Below are 19230 nucleotides of genomic sequence, written 5' to 3'. Positions count from 1 at the left end.
GGGAGGTGTTATAAATGGGAAAACCAACATTCCAACCAAATAACCGCAAACGTAAAAAAGTACACGGTTTTCGTGCGCGTATGAGCACTAAAAATGGCCGTAAAGTATTAGCTCGTCGTCGGAAAAAAGGAAGAAAAGTGCTATCTGCATAAGGCCACTGATGTCAGTGGTCTTTTTCTTCAGGGGAAAAGATGGTAAAGAGGACGGTGGAACGGATTGAAAAAAGAACATCGGATTAAAAGAAGCGATGAATTTTCCCGCGTCTTCAATGAAGGATTTTCCGTTGCTAATCGCCAATTTGTCATCTATGTGTTGCCGAAAGAAGGACAAGACTTTTTTCGTGTCGGTCTTTCGGTCAGTAAAAAAATCGGCAATGCCGTAACGCGTAACCGTGTAAAACGTCTCATCCGCACGTTTTTTCAGGAGCATGAACAGGCGATTTCCGGGGAGCGTGACTATGTCATTATTGCGCGAAAGCCGGCAGCTGACATGACCTATGAGCAAGTCAAAGGGAGCTTATGGCACGTATGCAAAAAAGCAAAAATCATTCAGCCTAAGGTACGTGCCCATAAATAAATAGATTTGACAAACAAGGAATTGGAAGAGAAACAAGGAGGAACCGTCGTGTATAGAAAGTTTGGAATGGCAGCGATGCTAGTTTCCATCCTGCTTCTAATGACAGGGTGTTTTAACGTGAACGAGCCCATTAATGCACAGAGTGAAGGGATTTGGGACTCATATTTTGTTTATCCTCTTTCGTGGTTAATGATTTATTTTGCCAATGCTTTTAATGGCAGCTTTGGCCTTGCGATCATCGTTGTCACGCTTTTAATCAGATTGCTCATCCTTCCGCTGATGATTAAGCAGTTAAAAAGTACACGAGCGATGCAAGCACTTCAACCTGAAATGCAGGCGCTTCGTGAAAAATATAGTGCGAAGGATCAGCGAACCCAGCAAAAATTGCAGCAGGAAACGATGGCCTTGTTCCAGAAGCATGGAGTAAATCCGTTAGCTGGTTGTTTTCCTGTATTGATCCAAATGCCGATCTTACTCGCTTTTTATCATGCGATTATGCGGACGCGGGAAATTGGAGATGAACACTTTTTATGGTTTGTATTGAACCAGCCGGATCCGATTTTATTACCGATTATTGCCGGAATCACAACATTCTTGCAGCAAAAAATGATGATGGTTACAGATAACCCGCAAATGAAGGTGCTTTTATATGTTATGCCTGTCATGATTTTAGTCTTTGCGATGTTTTTACCGTCATCCCTCGCATTGTATTGGGTCATTGGTAACTTGTTTATGATCTTGCAAACGTATTTCATTACAGGACCAAACGTCGGCGCTAAAAAAGCAGCTGCTGATGTAAAGGTGGGAGGAAAGAAAAAGTGACGAAACGGAGAGTATCAGGTAAAACGGTGGAAGAAGCTGTTGAACAGGCGATCATCGAACTTGGAACAACGAGGGAACGCATCACGTATACAGTCGTGGAAGAGCCGAAAAGTGGGTTGTTTGGGATATTAGGATCGAAGCCAGCAGTCATCGAAGTCGTTGTCAAACCTGATCCCGTGGACCGAGCAAAAGCCTTTTTAGAAGAACTTCTGCAAGAAATGGATATGGAAGTCGAGGTAACGATAGAGAAAGACCCGGCTACCGTCCTCTTTAACATCTCGGGTGAGCAAGATTTAGGGACGTTAATTGGAAAGCGCGGACAGACGTTAGATTCCTTGCAATATTTAGTCAATCTTGTCGCCAATAAAGAAGAAGGCGAATTCATTCGGATTCAGTTGGACGCTGAAAATTATCGGGCTCGCCGGAAGGAAGCGCTCGTTCAATTAGCGGAACGTCTTGCAAGTAAAGCGTTACGAACGAAACGCCCTGTATCGTTAGAGCCGATGAGTGCCCACGAGCGAAAAATCATTCATACGGCTCTGCAGGAGCTAGGGGATGTCGAGACGTATTCAGAAGGACAAGGCATCGGTCGTCACGTTGTGATTGCACCAAAAAGGTAGTACACTTACGTTCATATGGAACGGAAAACAAGCAGCTTTCTACTTTCAGAAGGCCGCTTGTTTTTTTACATGACGAAAACTTGGTGGTAATCTACGTTTTCTAAGGCTGAATGGATGACTAGGCCACCAATTTGTGTTATCTTATTTAGTTAGGGAAAAATGATTTCATCAAGCATGATTTGCTTATAACGTTATGCTTTCGAATAGATCGGTAAACACTGTAAAGAAAGAGAGGTGAGCCGAAATGGAATTTGATACAATCGCTGCCATTTCAACGGCTCTTGGTGAAGGAGCGATTGGAATTGTCCGGCTGAGCGGTGATGAGGCTGTACAATTAGCTGATCGGGTTTACCGAGGGAAAAAACCGCTTCAGGAAGTTCCGTCCCATACGATTGTTTATGGGCATATCGTCGATCCAAAAACGGACGAAATCATTGATGAAGTGATGGTCTCTGTCCTTAGGGCACCAAGGACGTTTACACGGGAAGATGTTATCGAAATCAATTGTCACGGTGGTCTCGTATCGGTAAACCGTGTCCTGCAGCTCGTGTTAAACCACGGGGCACGACTTGCCGAGCCAGGCGAATTTACGAAACGAGCGTTTTTAAATGGGCGGATTGACTTGTCACAAGCTGAAGGAGTTATCGATTTAATTCGTGCGAAAACCGATCGAGCCATGAATGTCGCCTTAAAGCAAGTCGAGGGACGACTATCAACGAAAATTTCATCGCTGCGCCAAGCGTTACTAGAAACCGTTGCGCACGTAGAGGTAAACATCGACTATCCTGAATATGATGCGGAAACGATGACGCTAGATATGTTAAAAGACCGGGCTCAGTTTGTAAGAAAGGAAATTGACAAGCTGTTGATGACGGCGCAGCAGGGGAAGATATTACGTGAAGGGCTGTCAACAGTCATTATCGGTCGGCCGAATGTAGGGAAATCCTCCCTGCTGAATAGCCTAGTTCACGAAAATAAGGCGATCGTCACCGATATACCAGGGACGACTCGTGATGTCATTGAAGAGTACGTGAATGTGCGCGGCGTCCCGTTAAGACTTGTGGATACAGCCGGGATTCGAGAAACGGAAGACATCGTTGAGCGAATCGGTGTGGAGCGTTCACGTGAAGTATTGAAGGAAGCGGAACTAATTTTACTCGTCCTTAATTTCGGCGAAGAGTTGTCGAAAGAAGATGAAGCTCTATTTGAGGCTATATCTGGAATGGAAGCGATCGTCATCGTGAACAAAACCGACGTGGAGCAAAAAATTGATTTAACGAGGGTCCGCGAGCTTGCGGCAGGGCGCCCTGTCATTACGACCTCGATCGTCCAAGATCAAGGAATTGACGAATTAGAAGCAGCGATCGCGTCCCTCTTTTTTGAGAGCGGCATCGAGAGCGGTGATGTCACGTATGTTTCCAATTCGCGACACATTGCATTGCTAGAGCAAGCGAAGCGAGCAGTAGAAGATGCGCTAGAGGCGATTGAGATGGACGTGCCAATCGACATGGTCCAAATCGATATTACGCGTGCATGGGAGCTGCTAGGAGAAATTATCGGAGACAGCGTCCATGAAAGCTTAATCGACCAGTTGTTCTCACAATTTTGTCTCGGAAAGTAAATAGTGCTCTTAGAGAGCTTTGAATGAAGTGTTTAAAAGGAAAAGGAGGTACAGTCCATGTCTTATCAAGGTGGCGAATTTGACGTCATTGTCGTCGGTGCAGGGCATGCAGGGGTCGAAGCAGGCCTCGCTGCTGCACGGATGGGAGCGAATACGCTGATGCTTACCCTTAACCTCGATGCCGTCGCGTTCATGCCGTGTAATCCGTCTGTTGGGGGACCGGCGAAAGGGATCGTCGTTCGGGAAATAGACGCCCTCGGTGGAGAGATGGCGCGCAACATTGACAAAACCCACATCCAAATGCGGATGTTAAACACAGGGAAAGGTCCAGCTGTGCGAGCATTGCGCGCCCAAGCGGATAAATTTTTATATCAACATGAGATGAAAAAAACAATTGAAGAGGAGGAGAATTTACTCCTTCGTCAAGGTATGGTGGAGCGCCTCATCATTGAGGATGGGGAATGCCGTGGTGTCATTACGAACACAGGGGCTGAATACCGAGCCAAGGCAGTCGTTGTGACGACAGGGACCTATTTGCGCGGGAAAATCATTATCGGTGACCTCGCCTATGAGAGTGGGCCGAACAACATGCAGCCTTCCATCAATTTGTCCTACCACTTACAAGAGTTAGGATTTGAGATGGTTCGCTTTAAAACAGGAACCCCGCCTCGCGTAAACGGTGAAACAATCGACTATGACAAAACGGAAATCCAGCCAGGGGATGAGGTGCCGCGGGCATTTTCATACGAGACGACGAAATACATTACCGATCAACTTCCATGCTGGTTAACGTATACAGGCGATAAAACCCATCAAATCATTAACGATAACTTAGGACGTTCACCGATGTACTCTGGGATGATTGAAGGGACAGGGCCACGGTATTGCCCGTCGATTGAGGATAAAATCGTTCGCTTTAATGATAAGCCACGCCATCAAATTTTCCTAGAGCCGGAAGGACGTCATACGTCAGAAGTGTATGTCCAAGGCTTGTCAACGAGCTTGCCGGAGGACGTACAGCTAGACGTACTTAAGTCGATCCCAGGCTTGGAAAAAGCGCGTATGATGCGGCCAGGGTATGCGATTGAATACGATGCGATCGTGCCAACTCAGCTCTGGCCAACATTAGAAACAAAGAAAGTTCCAGGCTTGTTTACTGCAGGTCAAATCAATGGAACGTCAGGCTATGAGGAAGCAGCCGGTCAAGGGATTATGGCTGGTATTAATGCAGCACTGCGCGTCCAAGGCAAAGACGGGCTCATTTTAGACCGTTCAGAAGCTTACATTGGCGTATTGATTGATGATCTCGTCACAAAAGGGACGAATGAGCCGTACCGCTTGCTCACATCAAGGGCTGAATATCGCCTCTTGCTCCGTCATGACAATGCCGATTTACGGTTAACGGAAAAAGGCTATGAGATCGGATTAATTGCAAGGGAGCGCTATGAACGATTCTGCGAGAAAAAAGCACAAATTGCTGCGGAAAAGAAACGCCTAGAATCGATTACAGTGAAGCCGTCAAAAGAAGTCAATGCTCTCCTTGAAGAAGTGGGCTCAGCGCCATTGAAGGAAGCGGTGCAAGCCAATGTGTTCCTCAAGCGACCGGAAGTGACGTATGAGCATGTAGCAAAGGTGATTCCAGCACCTGAACAAGAATTGAGCGCCGATGTAGCCGAGCAAGTGGAGATTCAAATTAAGTACGAAGGGTACATTTCGAAAATGCTCCAGCAAGTAGAGCGGGCAAAGAAAATGAACGATAAAAAGATTCCAGAAGACTTGGATTACGATGCGATTAATGGCCTAGCGACGGAAGCGAAACAAAAGCTAAGCGAAGTTCGCCCTCTCTCTGTCGGGCAAGCATCACGTGTGTCAGGGGTCAATCCATCGGACATTTCAATTTTACTCGTATACTTAGAGCAAGGTCGTCTCGCCAAGCTCGGGAAAAAAACAGTATAACGGGGGCTGACATGGAGATAACAGAGTTTCGACAACGGCTGGAGGAGCGAGGATTCTCCCTTTCTCAAGCCCAGCTTGACCAATTTGAGCACTATTACCATACCCTCGTCGAATGGAACGAAAAAATGAATTTGACGGCGATTACCGATAAAGAGGGTGTGTATTTAAAGCATTTTTACGACTCGTTAACCGCAGCATTTTACGTTGATTTTACGAAAGTGGCTACTGTCGTTGATGTGGGGGCTGGGGCAGGATTTCCGAGCATTCCACTTAAAATTGTGTTCCCTGAGCTTCGGGTAACGATCGTCGATTCATTAAAAAAACGAATCGGATTTCTCGAGCATTTAAGTGAGACGTTAGGGCTGAAGGGAACGGCGTTTTACCATGATCGGGCGGAAACCTTTGCTCAGAAAAAAGAACATCGCGAACAGTATGATCTCGTCCTCGCCCGTGCAGTTGCTCGCTTGCCTGTGTTGAGTGAGCTTTGTCTTCCGCTTGCGAAGGTAGAAGGAACCTTTGTTGCGATGAAAGGCGCCGGGGCTAATGAAGAGCTTACGGCTGCACAAGGGGCCCTAAAGAAATTAGGAGGATCCGTGATACAAAATGAACAGTTCACCCTCCCGATCGAGGAGAGTGAACGTCATGTCATAATCATAAGGAAAGAGCGCAGCACACCGAAAAAATACCCTCGTAAACCAGGAACACCGAATAAACAACCATTATCTTAAAGGGCTTGGACCAAACTAGCTAAACACATAATAAAAAGGTTCGGACATTTTTATTTCGATGATCCGAACCTTTTTTCTGTTGATTCATGGGCTCGTCTGTTGTTTGATGGGCGTTTATGACCGTGCCCTTTCGTCAGTTCACGGCCACAAAGGCAGGCAAACCCTCATTCTCTGACAGTCTCGTTGCCCTCTTACAGACAGTCGAGTGAAACGCAAATGAGCCTTCAGATAATCAAAGACTGTCCTACGTCCCCCTTCCCCCTTAGCTGAAGCCTTGCCCGCGGCAAGCGAGTGGTTTTTGAAACAATCAACCTCCTAATAAAAACACCTGAAAACTAAGAGTACCACTCTTGTTTACTGTGATGTCCCAAGCTCTTCTTGATCAGGCCTTTAAAGAGTACGAAAAGTTGTGAATAACTTGAAAAGCTGTCTCAGATCATCATCCACATGTGGACAGAAGTTCTACGGGTGATTGAGGAGATAACTTGTGGATGGAAGCTGTGGATAACATATTGATCGTAAACGTTGCGGAGTGAAAACTCAGGTAGAGCAAGAAAGTTGCTAGCAAAAAGAAGAAGGTTTCTCTTGACTGGGATTGGTTTGAAAGATATAAAGGACATAGGTAAAAAAGAAGGATTTTTTCCATCTATGTCGAACAACATTAAGAGACGCAGATGGAGTTTAGAAGGTGGTGTAGGGCGATGAAACAACCGTTTTCACGCCTCTTTGGCTTCGGTGATAAACAGGATCAAGAAATGGAGACAGGAAAGCAGGAGGAAGTACACCAGCTGCCGATCAAGGAAATCGTCCCGAATCGCTTTCAACCGCGAACGATTTTTGATGACGAGCGGATTGAAGAGTTAGCGCAGACGATTCGAACTCATGGGATCATTCAGCCCATTGTCGTTCGTCAGCGTGAGGGCAAGTACGAAATTATTGCCGGTGAGCGTCGTTTTCGTGCGGTAACGTTGCTCGGTTGGGAAACGATCCCAGCCATCATTAAAGAGTTTAACGATTCGCAAACGGCTTCAGTCGCTTTAATTGAGAACTTGCAGCGGGAAGGATTAACGGCAGTTGAGGAAGCGGTTGCTTACCAAAAGCTGATTGAACTGCACGGTTTAACGCAGGAAAGCTTAGCACAGCGACTTGGTAAAGGGCAGTCCACCATTGCAAACAAACTGAGACTTCTCCATCTCTCCGAACCGGTTCAACAGGCGATTATGGAACGAAAAATTTCAGAGCGTCATGCGCGCGCCCTTCTCTCGTTAAAGGATGACGCGCTCGAAACGAAGTTGTTAGAGGAAATCGTCGAGCAGCATTTAAACGTGAAACAGACAGAGGAACGGGTAAAGGAGCTGCTGGAAGACGCACCGGCTTCAAAGCCTAAGAAAAAGCCGACACGCAAAGCATACTCCAAGGATATGCGAATTGCGATGAACACGATCAGGCAGTCGGTCGATATGGTCATGAAAAGTGGATTAAAGGTGGATACGGCTGAAGAAGAGCATGAGGATTTCTACCAATTTACGATTCGGATTCCGAAAAAGAAGTAATCTATCGGTGCCTGCGATAGGTTACTTTTTCATATACATAGAACGACAATAGATAGGAATAGTTTCCCCCTCTTTACGATGGCGAGTTGTGATAAAATAAAGAGCGAAATTGTTTTAATGTTTAGGGAAGGAAAGTTGGTGGCAGTGTGGCAAAAGTTATTTCAATCGCAAACCAAAAAGGAGGGGTAGGCAAAACGACAACAGCTGTCAATTTAAGTGCTTGTCTAGCCCACCTTGGTCAACGGGTATTATTAGTAGATATAGATCCACAAGGCAATGCAACGAGCGGCGTCGGAATTGAAAAAGGAGACATCGATGAATGCATCTACGATGTGCTCGTGGAAGATGTAGATACGCAAGACGTCATTCGAACGACAAATATGGAGAATTTAGATGTCCTTCCTTCCACGATTCAGCTATCAGGTGCAGAAATTGAGCTTGTCTCAACCATCTCTCGTGAAGTTCGATTAAAGCGAGCCTTAGATCAAGTGGGGCGAAAGTACGACTTTATTTTTATTGATTGTCCCCCTTCTCTTGGGCTATTAACGATCAATGCCCTTACCGCTTCAGATTCCGTTTTAATCCCAGTCCAGTGTGAGTATTATGCCCTTGAAGGATTAAGTCAGTTATTAAACACGGTGAGACTCGTGCAAAAGCACCTCAATACAGATCTTGCTATTGAGGGCGTTTTGTTGACAATGCTCGACGCCAGAACAAACCTTGGGATTCAAGTCATCGATGAAGTGAAAAAATATTTTCGAGAAAAGGTATTTGATACGATCATTCCTCGAAATGTCCGTTTAGGCGAAGCACCGAGCCATGGCGAACCAATCATCCGCTATGACGCAAAGTCCCGTGGGGCAGAAGTGTATCTCGACCTTGCGAAGGAGGTAGTGGCTAATGGGTAAAGGTTTAGGGAAAGGGTTGAATGCATTTTTCCCTGAGGCGGTTGATGAAACGACAGAACAAGTGGAGGAAGTCAAGCTTCTAGAGCTTCGCCCGAATCCTTATCAGCCGAGGAAGACGTTCTCGGAGGAAGCCCTTCAGGAGCTAGCTGATTCGATTAAGGAGCACGGCATCTTGCAACCGATTGTTGTGCGAAAAAGCAGTGTGAAAGGTTATGAAATCGTCGTCGGCGAACGTCGCTTTCGTGCAGCAGAGCGTGCAGGGCTTGTGAAGGTCCCTGTCGTCATCCGTGAATTGGATGATCAAAAAATGATGGAAATGGCGCTGATCGAAAACTTGCAGCGAGAGGACTTGAATCCCATTGAGGAAGCGAACGCCTATGAAAAGCTCATGACTCATTTACAAATGACACAAGAGCAGCTGGCTGTGCGTCTCGGGAAAAGTCGCCCTCATATCGCCAATCATTTGCGTTTACTCCAGCTACCGAAAGTCGTACAGGAGTTTATTTCAGAAGGAAAGCTATCGATGGGACACGGAAGGGCGCTCCTCGGATTAGCAAACAAAAATGAGATCTCCAGTGTGCTGAACAAAATATTGGAGGAGAAGTTAAGCGTTCGGCAAGTAGAAGCACTCGTCCAACAAATGAATGAGCGCGTTTCACGTGGAACGAAAAAGACAAAGCCGAAGCTTTCCCCTTTTTTAAAAGAGCGCCAAGACTTCTTACGCAGCCATTTCGGCACGTCGGTTGCGATCAAAAAAGGTAAGAAAAAGGGGAAAATTGAAATCGAATTTTTCTCAGATGACGATTTAGAACGAATTTTGGAGATGCTCTCCCCAGAACAGCAAACAGAAGGGAAGTAGGCGTTGATTGGTCAACGTCTCTTTTTCCACTTATAGAGAGTTGAAGAAAAACGATCGAGCGTAGCATCAATGCTAAGTGTAGTTCTAGTCTGGAGGATCGACACATGATTTATTTGGATCAAGCTGCATCGTCGTTTCCTAAGCCGAAGGAAGTGGCGGAAGCGATGGTCGCTGCTGTCAACGAATATGGAGCGAACCCTGGCCGTGGCGGTCATAGGTTAGCAACCCAAGCTCGGGTAACGATCGATGAAACACGGGAATTGCTTAAAACATTGTTTAATGCCCCAAGTAAAAAACATGTTTGGTTTTATCAAAATGCGACCGGCGCCCTGAATCAAGCGTTATTTGGCTTTCCATTTAAGGAGGGTGATCACGTTGTGTCAACAGCGTTAGAGCATAACTCTGTTCGTCGCCCCCTGGAACAGCTCCGTGAGCGAAAGGGCTTAGCAATTACGTACGTTCAGCCAGACGAAGAAGGGATTATTTCCCCGGAAAAGATTGCCCAAGCCTGTACCGATCAAACAAAGGCGATCGTTCTTTCTCACGGCTCCAACGTCACGGGTGCGTATCTTGAATTGGAGAAGATCGGGGAAATGGCCGAAGCTCATGGCATTGTATTGATCGTTGATGCCTCACAAACAGCAGGTGTCATCGACATTGATATGAAGCGGGATCGCATTGGTATGCTTGCTTGCGCTGGTCATAAAGGCTTACTTGGTCCCCAGGGGACAGGGGTGCTCATCGTAGCAGACGATTATGGGCTCACACCGCTCTCCTATGGTGGAACTGGAAGCTACTCGGAGTTGATTGATCAGCCAAGCCAATGGCCTGATCGCTATGAAAGTGGAACGTTAAACACCCCAGGAATTGCGGGGTTAAAAGCAGGGATTGAGTATGTTCTTGATAACGGAGTTGCGCAGATCTTTGCTCATGAATGGGCGCTAACGGAGCGACTGCTTAAAGGACTTGGTGCTCAAAAGGTGGATGTGTATGGTCCTCCGTTACCTCGCAAACGATTAGGGGTTGTTTCCTTTCGATTGAGCGGTGTCGATAGCCATGAGGTTGCCCTTATTTTGGACGAGCACTATCAAATTGCAGTTCGTGCAGGTCTCCACTGTGCCCCGATGACTCACGAGACGTTACAGACGACTGACACTGGTTTAATTCGGGCAAGTGTAGGTCCTTTTAATACAGAAAGGGAAGTAGATCAATTACTACAAGCAGTCATGGATATTCAACAAGCCTTTACATCATAAAGAGAAAGAAATGGGGAGAAACAAAAATGGTACTTATCGGAACGGTGGTTAACGGTGCAGCAATTGTGATTGCTGCACTTATTGGGTTGCTTGTGAAAAACATTCCCGAGCGAGTAAAGACAACAGTGATGCAGGCGATCGGTTTAGCCATCGTTCTCCTCGGCGTAAAAATGGGCCTTCAGACGGAACAATTTCTGATCGTCATCTGTAGCTTGGTTATCGGTGGGGTCATTGGAGAAATACTTAATCTTGAAAAAAGGCTAGACCACCTTGGGCGCTGGATTGAGAGGAAGGTTGGTGGTAAAAAGGATGGCTCCATCGCAACGGCCTTTGTCACGACAACCCTTATTTATGTTGTTGGGGCTATGGCTGTGCTCGGAGCATTAGATAGTGGCTTGCGCGGCGACCATTCCGTTTTATTGACGAAAGCTTTGCTTGATGGATTTTTAGCGATTCTCTTTACTTCAACATTAGGGATCGGTGTTCTCTTTTCAGCGATCCCTGTCGTGTTGTACCAAGGAAGCATTGCCTTGTTTGCGAGTCAAATCGATCAATACGTTCCTACCGCCTTGATGGACTCCTTTATAACGGAGATGAGCGCTACAGGTGGAGTGATGATCGTGGCCATTGGCTTGAATTTGTTAAACGTCGTCAACATTAGGGTGGCTAATTTATTGCCGAGTCTTGTCATCGTCGCCGTCCTTGTTACGTTCGTCTATAAAGGTTTCCCGTTTTAGGATAAAGAAAACACCTCCCACATACGGAAGGCGTTTACGTTTCACTATTGACTCTCCGTTTTGCCAGCTTGAAATGAGAGCCCGAGGGATTGAAGAATTGTCTGAGACTTTCGCTGTTTTTCGGTTAGCTTGATGAACTGTTGATCTAGTTTTACCAAGGAAGATGAAATCGTGTCAGCCAACTGCATGACAGTATGCAGTCTTGTGTTTTGCAGGACGAAATATTCCATCATACCACCGATATTCACAATCCCTGTCAAGTGGACATCTCCTACTGCTGGGAGCTTTTTATTGACGGCTGCTCCTGGCTGCACGGGCCCAGCTGCAAGAGAAACTTTCCCGACACTACTTAGTTTCCCAAGACAAGCATCGATGGCGATAATAAATGGCCGTCGGTGCTTTTTTTCAATCAATTTTAGTTTTTCTTCTAGATTAACAGCATGAACAGGATCGGCTAACGTACCGTACACATGAAAGCAGTTTAAGCTTTCTTTCGTTAATGCTGTCCCGACAATCGGTCCGAGAGCATCTCCAGTCGAACGATCGGTGCCGATGCAGACAATGACGAGCTCGCGGTGCCGATAGGAAGAAACATGAGTGAGTAACTGCTCCACCAGCTGATCACTTGCTTGTGGGTCGTCCATATGAACGCGGAACGGAGGTGGCTTTTTTGAGAAGAATCGGTTTCCATTCATAATGCAAGCTCCTTTGCCATAGTAGTAACAGTATACGGATATATTTTCCTTTCTATACGTTGAACTTTTATTACGAGCACAGTAAGGAGCGAGCGAGCTATGTGGGTGAACGGGTGTAAATGGATGTTTCTCATTATCGGAACTATGATTGGCGCAGGATATGCTTCTGGCCGGGAGCTTTGGCAATTTTTTGGCCCTGAAAGTGGACTGGCTATTGGATTGTTTGCTGTATTATTCTCGGTATGCTGTGCTGTGATTATGACGATTAGCTATAACCAACAATCCACCCATTACATACCGATTTTGCATGCTTTAATGGGAAAAAAGGTGGCAAAGCTTTATGATGGTATGATTTTTCTCTACTTGTTTACAACGACTGTTGTCATGCTCGCTGGTGGGGGAGCGACTTTAGAAGTCATTCATATCCCGTATTGGGGTGGAGTGTTCATTTTAATGATGATGGTGGTCTTGTTATTTTTACGCGGAAGTGAAGGAATGACGACGATGAACGCGATCATTATTCCAATTTTGATCTTTTGTTTGTTAGGTGTCCTTTTCGTCTTTCAGTCCCTTCTTGGCTTCCCGATTACGATTGATTTTACCCAGCAAGGCAATTGGCCAAGTGCTCTAACGTTTACAGCTTTAAATATTTTGCCTCTTGTGGCTGTGTTGGGGGCGGTCGGCCACCGCATTCGTCACCAGGGGGAAATTTGGGTGGCGAGTATCGGCAGTGGCCTCATTCTTGGGGCGATTTCGTTTTTATACAATGAATCTCTCATTCAAGTAGCAGGTGATCTCGTCGTCTATGAGATTCCTCTGTTTGCCATTATGAAGCATTACCCATACTACATGGTTCTCGTCATGTCGGGCTTATTATGGCTTGCCATTTACACGACGGCGGCAGCTGGGATTTTCGGATTGTCTTCAAGAATGGGAGCGGTTTTAAATTGGCCAAGCTGGCTCCTTGCGTTAACCTTGCTAGGCTTTATGGTGCCATTAACCACGTTTGGATTTTCTACGCTTATCGCCGTATTGTATCCGCTGTACGGTATCTTAAATCTTTATGTGTTTGCAGCGATTCTTCTCTATCCGATTTTTCACCATAGGCTCGTGCAGCGGTCATAAGGAACGAAGGGAAATCTCTTTTCCTTTTCTTTTTCGAATCATGTATAATACTATTCATCTATGAGAGTTGAAACGTGAGAAAAGGAGGCCGTAAGTTGGAAAAGGAATTCGATCTTCACGATGTCGTGGAAATGAAAAAGCCGCACCCTTGTGGTGAAAATCGCTGGAAGATTATTCGGATGGGAATGGATATCCGAATGAAATGTCTCGGCTGTGGACATAGCGTCCTCCTCCCTCGAAAGGAATTTACAAAAAAGCTAAAGCGAGTATTGGAGCGCGCTTCAGAATCTTAGGGCAATCTCGACAACTAGTCGACATTGCCTTTTTTGCACTTAAAAACTGTTGGAAATCAATACTGGCCGGATGTACATTCAAGTGAAGTGTTTCCCATTGTATCTCTTGTAGAAGTAGTTGTTTTTCTCAAGGGTTGTCTCTATAATTGGAATGGATGTCAATATGGAGATCAAGCAATTTTTTAAATAAAGGAAGTGAGCCGTTCCATGGCCTTAACAACAGGTATCGTTGGATTACCGAACGTAGGAAAATCCACATTGTTTAATGCAATTACACAGGCTGGTGCTGAGTCAGCCAACTATCCATTTTGTACGATTGACCCGAACGTAGGAATTGTGGAAGTGCCCGATCCTCGTTTGCAAAAGCTGACCGAGCTCGTCAATCCGAAGAAAACGGTCCCGACAGCCTTTGAATTTACTGACATTGCTGGAATTGTCGAAGGGGCGAGCAAAGGAGAAGGATTAGGAAACCAATTCCTTTCTCACATTCGCCAAGTGGACGCCATTTCTCATGTTGTGCGTTGCTTCGATGATGAGAACATTACCCACGTATCAGGAAGCGTCGACCCGATTCGCGATATTTCTGTTATTAATTTAGAGTTGATCTTAGCGGATCTTGAATCGGTAGACAAACGCTTTTCCCGCGTACAAAAACTAGCGAAGACGAAGGATAAAGAGGCGGTTGCAGAGCTGGAAGTGCTCGAAAAGCTAAAAGATGCATTTGAAAACGAAAAGCCTGCACGCAGCATTGAGTTCACCGAAGAACAACAAAAAATCGTCAAAGGTTTGCACTTGCTAACGAGCAAGCCAGTTTTGTACGTCGCCAATGTCAGTGAGGATGACGTTTTAAGCCCTGACGACAATCCGTTTGTGCAAAAAGTAAAAGCCTTTGCCGCTGAAGAAAACAGTGAAGTGATTGTCGTATCAGCGAAAATTGAAGAAGAGATTGCCGAGCTCGACGGGGAAGAAAAGGCGATGTTCCTAGAAGAACTAGGGATTCAAGAGTCTGGCTTAGATCAATTAATCCGCGCCGCCTACTCGCTTCTTGGCCTACAAACATACTTCACAGCCGGTGAGCAAGAGGTGCGTGCATGGACATTCCGCAAAGGAACAAAAGCGCCACAAGCCGCTGGTATCATTCATAGTGACTTTGAAAAAGGCTTTATTCGTGCTGAAACGGTATCCTATAACGACCTTGTGGAGGCAGGCTCGATGGCGGTAGCAAAAGAGCGCGGAAAGGTCCGCCTTGAAGGGAAAGAGTATGTGGTTCAGGATGGCGATGTGATCCACTTCCGCTTTAATGTATAACGAAAAGAGTAAAATCCTTGCTTGAACGCGAGGATTTTATTTTTTAAAAAAAAGCGAATATATGTTCTGTACACAGAGGAGAATAAATGGTATAATTTGTTTACAGGCGAAACAGAGAGACACTTCGAAACGCGTAGCTGTAGGAAATATTCTTGTGTTCAACTAGTCGTTCTGTTATAATCTAATAATGCGAGTAAATCACTATACCAATTGGTAGAGGTTGCTCCTTGCTCCTAAACTGGAGCCGTTTAGACCAAAAGGAGGTGGACAAGAATGCGTAAGTACGAAATCATGTACATCATTGCCCCAAACCTTGAAGAGGCTGCAAACAAGGAAATCATCGAGCGCTTTAACGGCGTTTTGACGAACCAAGGTGCAGAAATCGAAAAGGTTGAAGAAATGGGGAAGCGTCGCCTTGCGTATGAGATCAACAAGTTCCGTGAAGGATACTATGTATTGCTCAACGTTAAAGCAGATGCTGATGCGATTGCGGAATTCAATCGTTTGATCAAGATCAACGATAACGTTATCCGCGTATTGATTACAAAAGATGAAGAATAAAGAATGATTGTGGGAGGGGTCCTTCATGTTAAATCGTGTCGTCCTAGTCGGTCGGTTGACACGTGATCCAGAGTTGCGCTACACGCCAAACGGTGTTGCTGTAGCAAACTTTACACTTGCTGTAAACCGCCCGTTCTCGAACCAACAAGGAGAGCGCGAAGCAGATTTCATTAACTGTGTCGTTTGGCGGAAGCAAGCGGAGAACGTGGCGAACTATTTGAAAAAGGGAAGTCTAGCTGGTGTTGATGGTCGGATTCAAACGCGCAGTTATGACAACAATGAAGGCCGCAGAGTCTTTGTGACAGAGGTCATGGCAGAAAGCGTTCAATTCCTTGAACCGCGCGGCTCACAAAGCCAAGGGGGATCAAACGTTGACAACTTTGGTGGCGGCTCCCCTAACAACCCAATGGGCGGTAATGATTTCGGGCAACAATCTGGTGGCTCCGGACGTCAATCCGGTGGTTTCGCAGAAGACCCGTTTGCAAATGATGGCAAGCCAATCGATATTTCCGATGATGATTTGCCATTCTAACCCCTCTCCATGAAGGAAAATGAAGAACGAATAGATGCCGCAGGCAACCGCGCCTGACAAAAAACGAAAGGAGTGGATCTCATGGCACGTCGTGGTCGTCCAAAGCGCCGGAAAGTGTGTTACTTCACAGTGAACAAAATCGAGAAAATCGACTACAAAGATGTTGATCTTCTTAAAAAGTTCGTCTCTGAGCGTGGAAAAATCCTTCCTCGCCGCGTAACAGGCACATCGGCTAAATACCAACGTCAATTGACAACAGCGATTAAGCGCGCACGTCAAATTGCGTTGTTACCATATGTTACTGACAACAACTAATGATAAAGGAAAGCACATTGGAGTAAGGACTCCGATGTGCTTTTTTAGGGTTCTACAATAAATGTTTTCGCACAGTAAAGGGAAAAAATACACGGAGGTTCCTTTATTCATTGTTCTTATATAATTCTTTGATTATTCGATAATGCTTTAAACGATAAAGGTTTCACTTTAAAAGTCAAATAATCTTCAAGGTCCTCAGGTGATGTTAGCGACTCTACTTCTTTTGAGGAAGTTAATCGTATGACTCTACTTTGAATTGATATTTTAATCTTATGTTATAGGATCACTCCTCTACTTTCCAGTGAATTCCTTTCCACTGAAGAAAAAGTGGTCCTTTGTTGATATAGTGAACCTCTTGAAACGTTTTTAAGAACGACTATGTATCTATTCTGACAAAAAGCTTAATCAAGTACTTCTCAAAGCCTTTCACGGACAGCTCATCAAGCAAGATGTCCTCATAAAAAAATCCTTTTAAGATGAGGTCATGCTCTTTGGCAAAGGTGATGAGTCGATCATAGGATTGTTCGATGCTAGAGTAGCCTGCTGAATGGTAAGCAACCAAGTACGTCCCTTTCTCAATTGTAAAATTAGCATAGTCTGATGTGTTTATCCTTGTATAAAGGTAATCATAGCTTAAGTAATCTTCCGCATATACCTTGTTCGTGTCGATCATCCATCCTGCCGAGTGGGTCACACCAATGTGATTGTCTTGTAAGCAGTGATAGTGATGATAAATCGAATCATAAATGTTTTTTTCGTCTGTTAAAGGTTTGGCCTTTGTTACGAACAAACGCTCCTCCTCTTTTTCCTCAAAAACGATGGCTGACGGATCGATCGCCATCGCTTCTTGTGTAATCCGTGATTTCTCTAAAACCAATTGCTTCATTTTTTGAAGACGATTGATTTTCTTTGTGAGTAGGTCTGCTTCCTTCTCAAGTAGACGAACCAATTCTTCTGGTGAACGTTTTTCCAGGTATGTCTTTATTTCCTTTAAGGGCATGTCTAACTCTTTCAGCGTGGTAATGACATACAAAACATCCGATTGGTAAACAGAATAGTATCGATACCCATTATCGGCTGTAATCTCAGGGGAAAAGATGCCAATTTTATCATAATGAAACAGCGTATCCTTGCTAACGCCCATTAATTTGGCGAACTGACCTGTTGTTAAATGGATTTGTGGATTCATGTTCATTCAGATTCTCCTCTTGACTATCGTGTTACACCACACCTTAGTATACCATTGTTAACTTAAACGAGGGGATGAAACACGCGATGGAAATGTCAAAACAACTTGGGAAGAAGTTTAACCTTTTGACCTTGTTAGCATACGCAGCGCCTACAATGGCACTGATGTTATTTATGTCGATCTATACAATGGTGGACGGTATGTTCATTGCCCGTTATGTCGGTGCAACGGCGTTGTCGGCCGTTAATATATTCTTTCCGATCTATGGATTAATCATCGCCCTTGCTTTAATGCTAGGTACAGGTGCGAATGCCATCATTGCAAAAAAAATTGGGGAAAACAACGAAGAGGAAGCAAAAGTAAACTTTACGTTTATTGTCATTTGCGGTGCTGTACTAGGCCTCGTGATCACGGTGTTTGGATTGCTGTTGATGGAACCGATTCTCCTATTGCTTGGGGCAGGGGCCACAGAGGAACTGTTTGACTTTACGTCCACTTACGCGAAGATCATTCTTTGCACGAGTCCGTTCATGATTCTGCAAATGCTATTTCAAAATTTCTTTGTGACGGCTGGAAAACCGAATTTAGGTCTAACGATCACGGTTGCAGGAGGAGTGGCTAATATTGTTCTCGATTACATCTTTATTGTTCTCTTACAGATGGGGATCGCAGGTGCAGGAATTGCAACAGCTATTGGGATATTTATTCCAGCGGCTTATGGGTTCGTGTATTTTATCTACAATAAAGAAAGCGGGCTTCATTTTGTTAAACCAAAAGTAGATGGGAAGGTTCTTCTCAACAGCTGTATAAATGGTTCATCGGAAATGGTATCGAATCTTGCTTCCTCTGTCGTAACGTTCGCTTTTAATCTTCTCATGATCAAACACTTAGGAGTTGACGGCGTAGCAGCTATTACGATTATGCTGTATGTCATGTTTATTTTAAGTTCGATATCCATGGGGTACTCGGCAGGGGTGGCTCCGATTATTAGCTATAATTACGGGAGTAAAAACAGTTCTCAACTGAAGCGTGTTTTCAACTACAGCTTGCTTATTATTGTGATAGGGTCGGTTACGATGTACGGAATTTCTATGATGTTCGGTGCTTATTTTATACAGTTTATGGCTCCTGAAGGAAGTGCGGTTTATAAAATAGCAATTGAAGGATTGAATATTTTTAGCATTAGCTTTCTGTTTATGGGGTTCAACATTTTTTCATCCATGGTATTTACCGCCTTCTCAAACGGAAAAATCTCAGCTGCTATATCATTTTTGCGGACGTTGGTCTTTGTCTTAGCATCGTTATGGATCTTACCAGCCATTTTAGGAGTAACGGGAATTTGGCTCGCGATTCCATTAGCAGAGATTCTATCTGTGCTCGTCTGTATCATCTTTTTAACTCATTATCGAAACGTTTACCATTATGCTTAATAACGTAGCGATTAGACATCTATGGAGTTGAAAAGCTGTACAAAAAAAATAAAAAATGCTGTTAAACGATAAAAGCCCGTGTCAAAGAGTTTTGATCTTGTTGAGGGTTAAACTTGTCAATGGGTCTAAAAGGTTCAGTAAAGAAG

General features: G+C 44.9%; 21 protein-coding genes. 19 read left to right on the top strand and 2 right to left on the bottom strand.

From position 1 onward, the window contains the following. Positions 1 to 14 precede the first annotated feature (14 nt). From rpmH to FED51_RS20920, 12 genes are all read left to right on the top strand, one after another. A complete protein-coding gene (rpmH, locus tag FED51_RS20975) occupies positions 15 to 152 on the top strand; it encodes a 50S ribosomal protein L34 (RefSeq protein WP_010900190.1) in 138 nt (45 codons plus the stop codon). A gap of 64 nt (positions 153 to 216) precedes the next feature. Beyond that, positions 217 to 576, top strand: coding sequence for a ribonuclease P protein component (gene rnpA, locus FED51_RS20970; protein ID WP_010900189.1), 360 nt, complete (start codon positions 217 to 219; stop codon positions 574 to 576). A gap of 48 nt (positions 577 to 624) precedes the next feature. After that, positions 625 to 1398: a YidC family membrane integrase SpoIIIJ gene (gene spoIIIJ / locus FED51_RS20965; RefSeq protein ID WP_175414344.1), complete on the top strand. Its 774-nt coding sequence runs from the start codon at positions 625 to 627 to the stop codon at positions 1396 to 1398. After that, positions 1395 to 2018 carry an RNA-binding cell elongation regulator Jag/EloR gene (jag, locus tag FED51_RS20960; protein ID WP_053432357.1) on the top strand — a complete coding sequence of 208 codons (624 nt, stop codon included), beginning with the start codon at positions 1395 to 1397 and terminating at the stop codon, positions 2016 to 2018. Before spoIIIJ ends, jag begins: the two co-directional genes overlap by 4 nt. A gap of 244 nt (positions 2019 to 2262) precedes the next feature. Next, the gene (gene mnmE / locus FED51_RS20955; RefSeq protein ID WP_010900186.1) at positions 2263 to 3639 is read left to right on the top strand and encodes a tRNA uridine-5-carboxymethylaminomethyl(34) synthesis GTPase MnmE; all 1377 of its coding nucleotides are present in this window, start codon (positions 2263 to 2265) and stop codon (positions 3637 to 3639) included. A 57-nt stretch (positions 3640 to 3696) separates the two neighbouring features. Further along, positions 3697 to 5595 carry a tRNA uridine-5-carboxymethylaminomethyl(34) synthesis enzyme MnmG gene (mnmG, locus tag FED51_RS20950; protein WP_010900185.1) on the top strand — a complete coding sequence of 633 codons (1899 nt, stop codon included), beginning with the start codon at positions 3697 to 3699 and terminating at the stop codon, positions 5593 to 5595. 11 nt (positions 5596 to 5606) lie between these two features. Then, a complete protein-coding gene (rsmG, locus tag FED51_RS20945) occupies positions 5607 to 6323 on the top strand; it encodes a 16S rRNA (guanine(527)-N(7))-methyltransferase RsmG (protein ID WP_010900184.1) in 717 nt (238 codons plus the stop codon). Positions 6324 to 7024: 701 nt separating this feature from the next. After that, positions 7025 to 7876 carry a nucleoid occlusion protein gene (gene noc, locus FED51_RS20940; protein ID WP_010900183.1) on the top strand — a complete coding sequence of 284 codons (852 nt, stop codon included), beginning with the start codon at positions 7025 to 7027 and terminating at the stop codon, positions 7874 to 7876. 146 nt (positions 7877 to 8022) lie between these two features. Then, positions 8023 to 8784, top strand: coding sequence for a ParA family protein (locus FED51_RS20935; protein WP_010900182.1), 762 nt, complete (start codon positions 8023 to 8025; stop codon positions 8782 to 8784). Continuing rightward, positions 8777 to 9643 carry a ParB/RepB/Spo0J family partition protein gene (locus FED51_RS20930; protein WP_053432358.1) on the top strand — a complete coding sequence of 289 codons (867 nt, stop codon included), beginning with the start codon at positions 8777 to 8779 and terminating at the stop codon, positions 9641 to 9643. The genes FED51_RS20935 and FED51_RS20930 overlap by 8 nt, the downstream gene beginning before the upstream one ends. Positions 9644 to 9747: 104 nt before the next feature. Further along, positions 9748 to 10899 carry a cysteine desulfurase family protein gene (locus tag FED51_RS20925; RefSeq protein ID WP_053432359.1) on the top strand — a complete coding sequence of 384 codons (1152 nt, stop codon included), beginning with the start codon at positions 9748 to 9750 and terminating at the stop codon, positions 10897 to 10899. 26 nt (positions 10900 to 10925) lie between these two features. Further along, positions 10926 to 11636 (top strand): DUF554 domain-containing protein, encoded by a 711-nt coding sequence (locus tag FED51_RS20920; RefSeq protein WP_053432360.1) that lies wholly within the window; start codon positions 10926 to 10928, stop codon positions 11634 to 11636. A 44-nt stretch (positions 11637 to 11680) separates the two neighbouring features. Here the strand turns inward: FED51_RS20920 and yyaC are convergent, their stop codons facing one another. Beyond that, positions 11681 to 12331, bottom strand: a complete 651-nt coding sequence (yyaC, locus tag FED51_RS20915; protein WP_053432361.1) for a spore protease YyaC — start codon at positions 12329 to 12331, stop codon at positions 11681 to 11683. Positions 12332 to 12430: 99 nt separating this feature from the next. Between yyaC and FED51_RS20910 the strand changes: the two genes are divergently transcribed. From FED51_RS20910 to rpsR, 6 genes are all read left to right on the top strand, one after another. Then, positions 12431 to 13456 carry a YkvI family membrane protein gene (locus FED51_RS20910; RefSeq protein WP_010900177.1) on the top strand — a complete coding sequence of 342 codons (1026 nt, stop codon included), beginning with the start codon at positions 12431 to 12433 and terminating at the stop codon, positions 13454 to 13456. Between the two features lie 95 nt (positions 13457 to 13551). Continuing rightward, a complete protein-coding gene (locus FED51_RS20905) occupies positions 13552 to 13749 on the top strand; it encodes a DUF951 domain-containing protein (protein ID WP_010900176.1) in 198 nt (65 codons plus the stop codon). 207 nt (positions 13750 to 13956) lie between these two features. Then, positions 13957 to 15057, top strand: a complete 1101-nt coding sequence (gene ychF / locus FED51_RS20900) for a redox-regulated ATPase YchF (RefSeq protein WP_010900175.1) — start codon at positions 13957 to 13959, stop codon at positions 15055 to 15057. A 273-nt stretch (positions 15058 to 15330) separates the two neighbouring features. After that, complete coding sequence (rpsF, locus tag FED51_RS20895; protein ID WP_010900174.1) at positions 15331 to 15618, top strand: 30S ribosomal protein S6; 288 nt, start codon at positions 15331 to 15333, stop codon at positions 15616 to 15618. Positions 15619 to 15643: 25 nt separating this feature from the next. Beyond that, positions 15644 to 16150: a single-stranded DNA-binding protein gene (gene ssb / locus FED51_RS20890; protein ID WP_053432362.1), complete on the top strand. Its 507-nt coding sequence runs from the start codon at positions 15644 to 15646 to the stop codon at positions 16148 to 16150. Between the two features lie 81 nt (positions 16151 to 16231). Beyond that, positions 16232 to 16465, top strand: coding sequence for a 30S ribosomal protein S18 (gene rpsR, locus FED51_RS20885; RefSeq protein ID WP_010900172.1), 234 nt, complete (start codon positions 16232 to 16234; stop codon positions 16463 to 16465). A 376-nt stretch (positions 16466 to 16841) separates the two neighbouring features. On the opposite strand, the gene FED51_RS20880 is transcribed toward rpsR, so the two are convergent. Next, a complete protein-coding gene (locus FED51_RS20880; RefSeq protein ID WP_053432363.1) occupies positions 16842 to 17660 on the bottom strand; it encodes a MerR family transcriptional regulator in 819 nt (272 codons plus the stop codon). 80 nt (positions 17661 to 17740) lie between these two features. Here FED51_RS20880 and FED51_RS20875 point away from each other — a divergent pair, with 80 nt between their 5' ends. Next, positions 17741 to 19084: an MATE family efflux transporter gene (locus FED51_RS20875; protein ID WP_083445665.1), complete on the top strand. Its 1344-nt coding sequence runs from the start codon at positions 17741 to 17743 to the stop codon at positions 19082 to 19084. Positions 19085 to 19230: the final 146 nt, after the last annotated feature.

Source organism: Halalkalibacterium halodurans (genome assembly GCF_005671335.1).
In the GTDB taxonomy this organism is placed as follows: domain Bacteria; phylum Bacillota; class Bacilli; order Bacillales; family Bacillaceae_D; genus Halalkalibacterium; species Halalkalibacterium halodurans.
The sequence above is the reverse complement of the archived record's forward strand: the minus strand, read 5'-3'. Positions and strand labels throughout refer to the sequence as shown.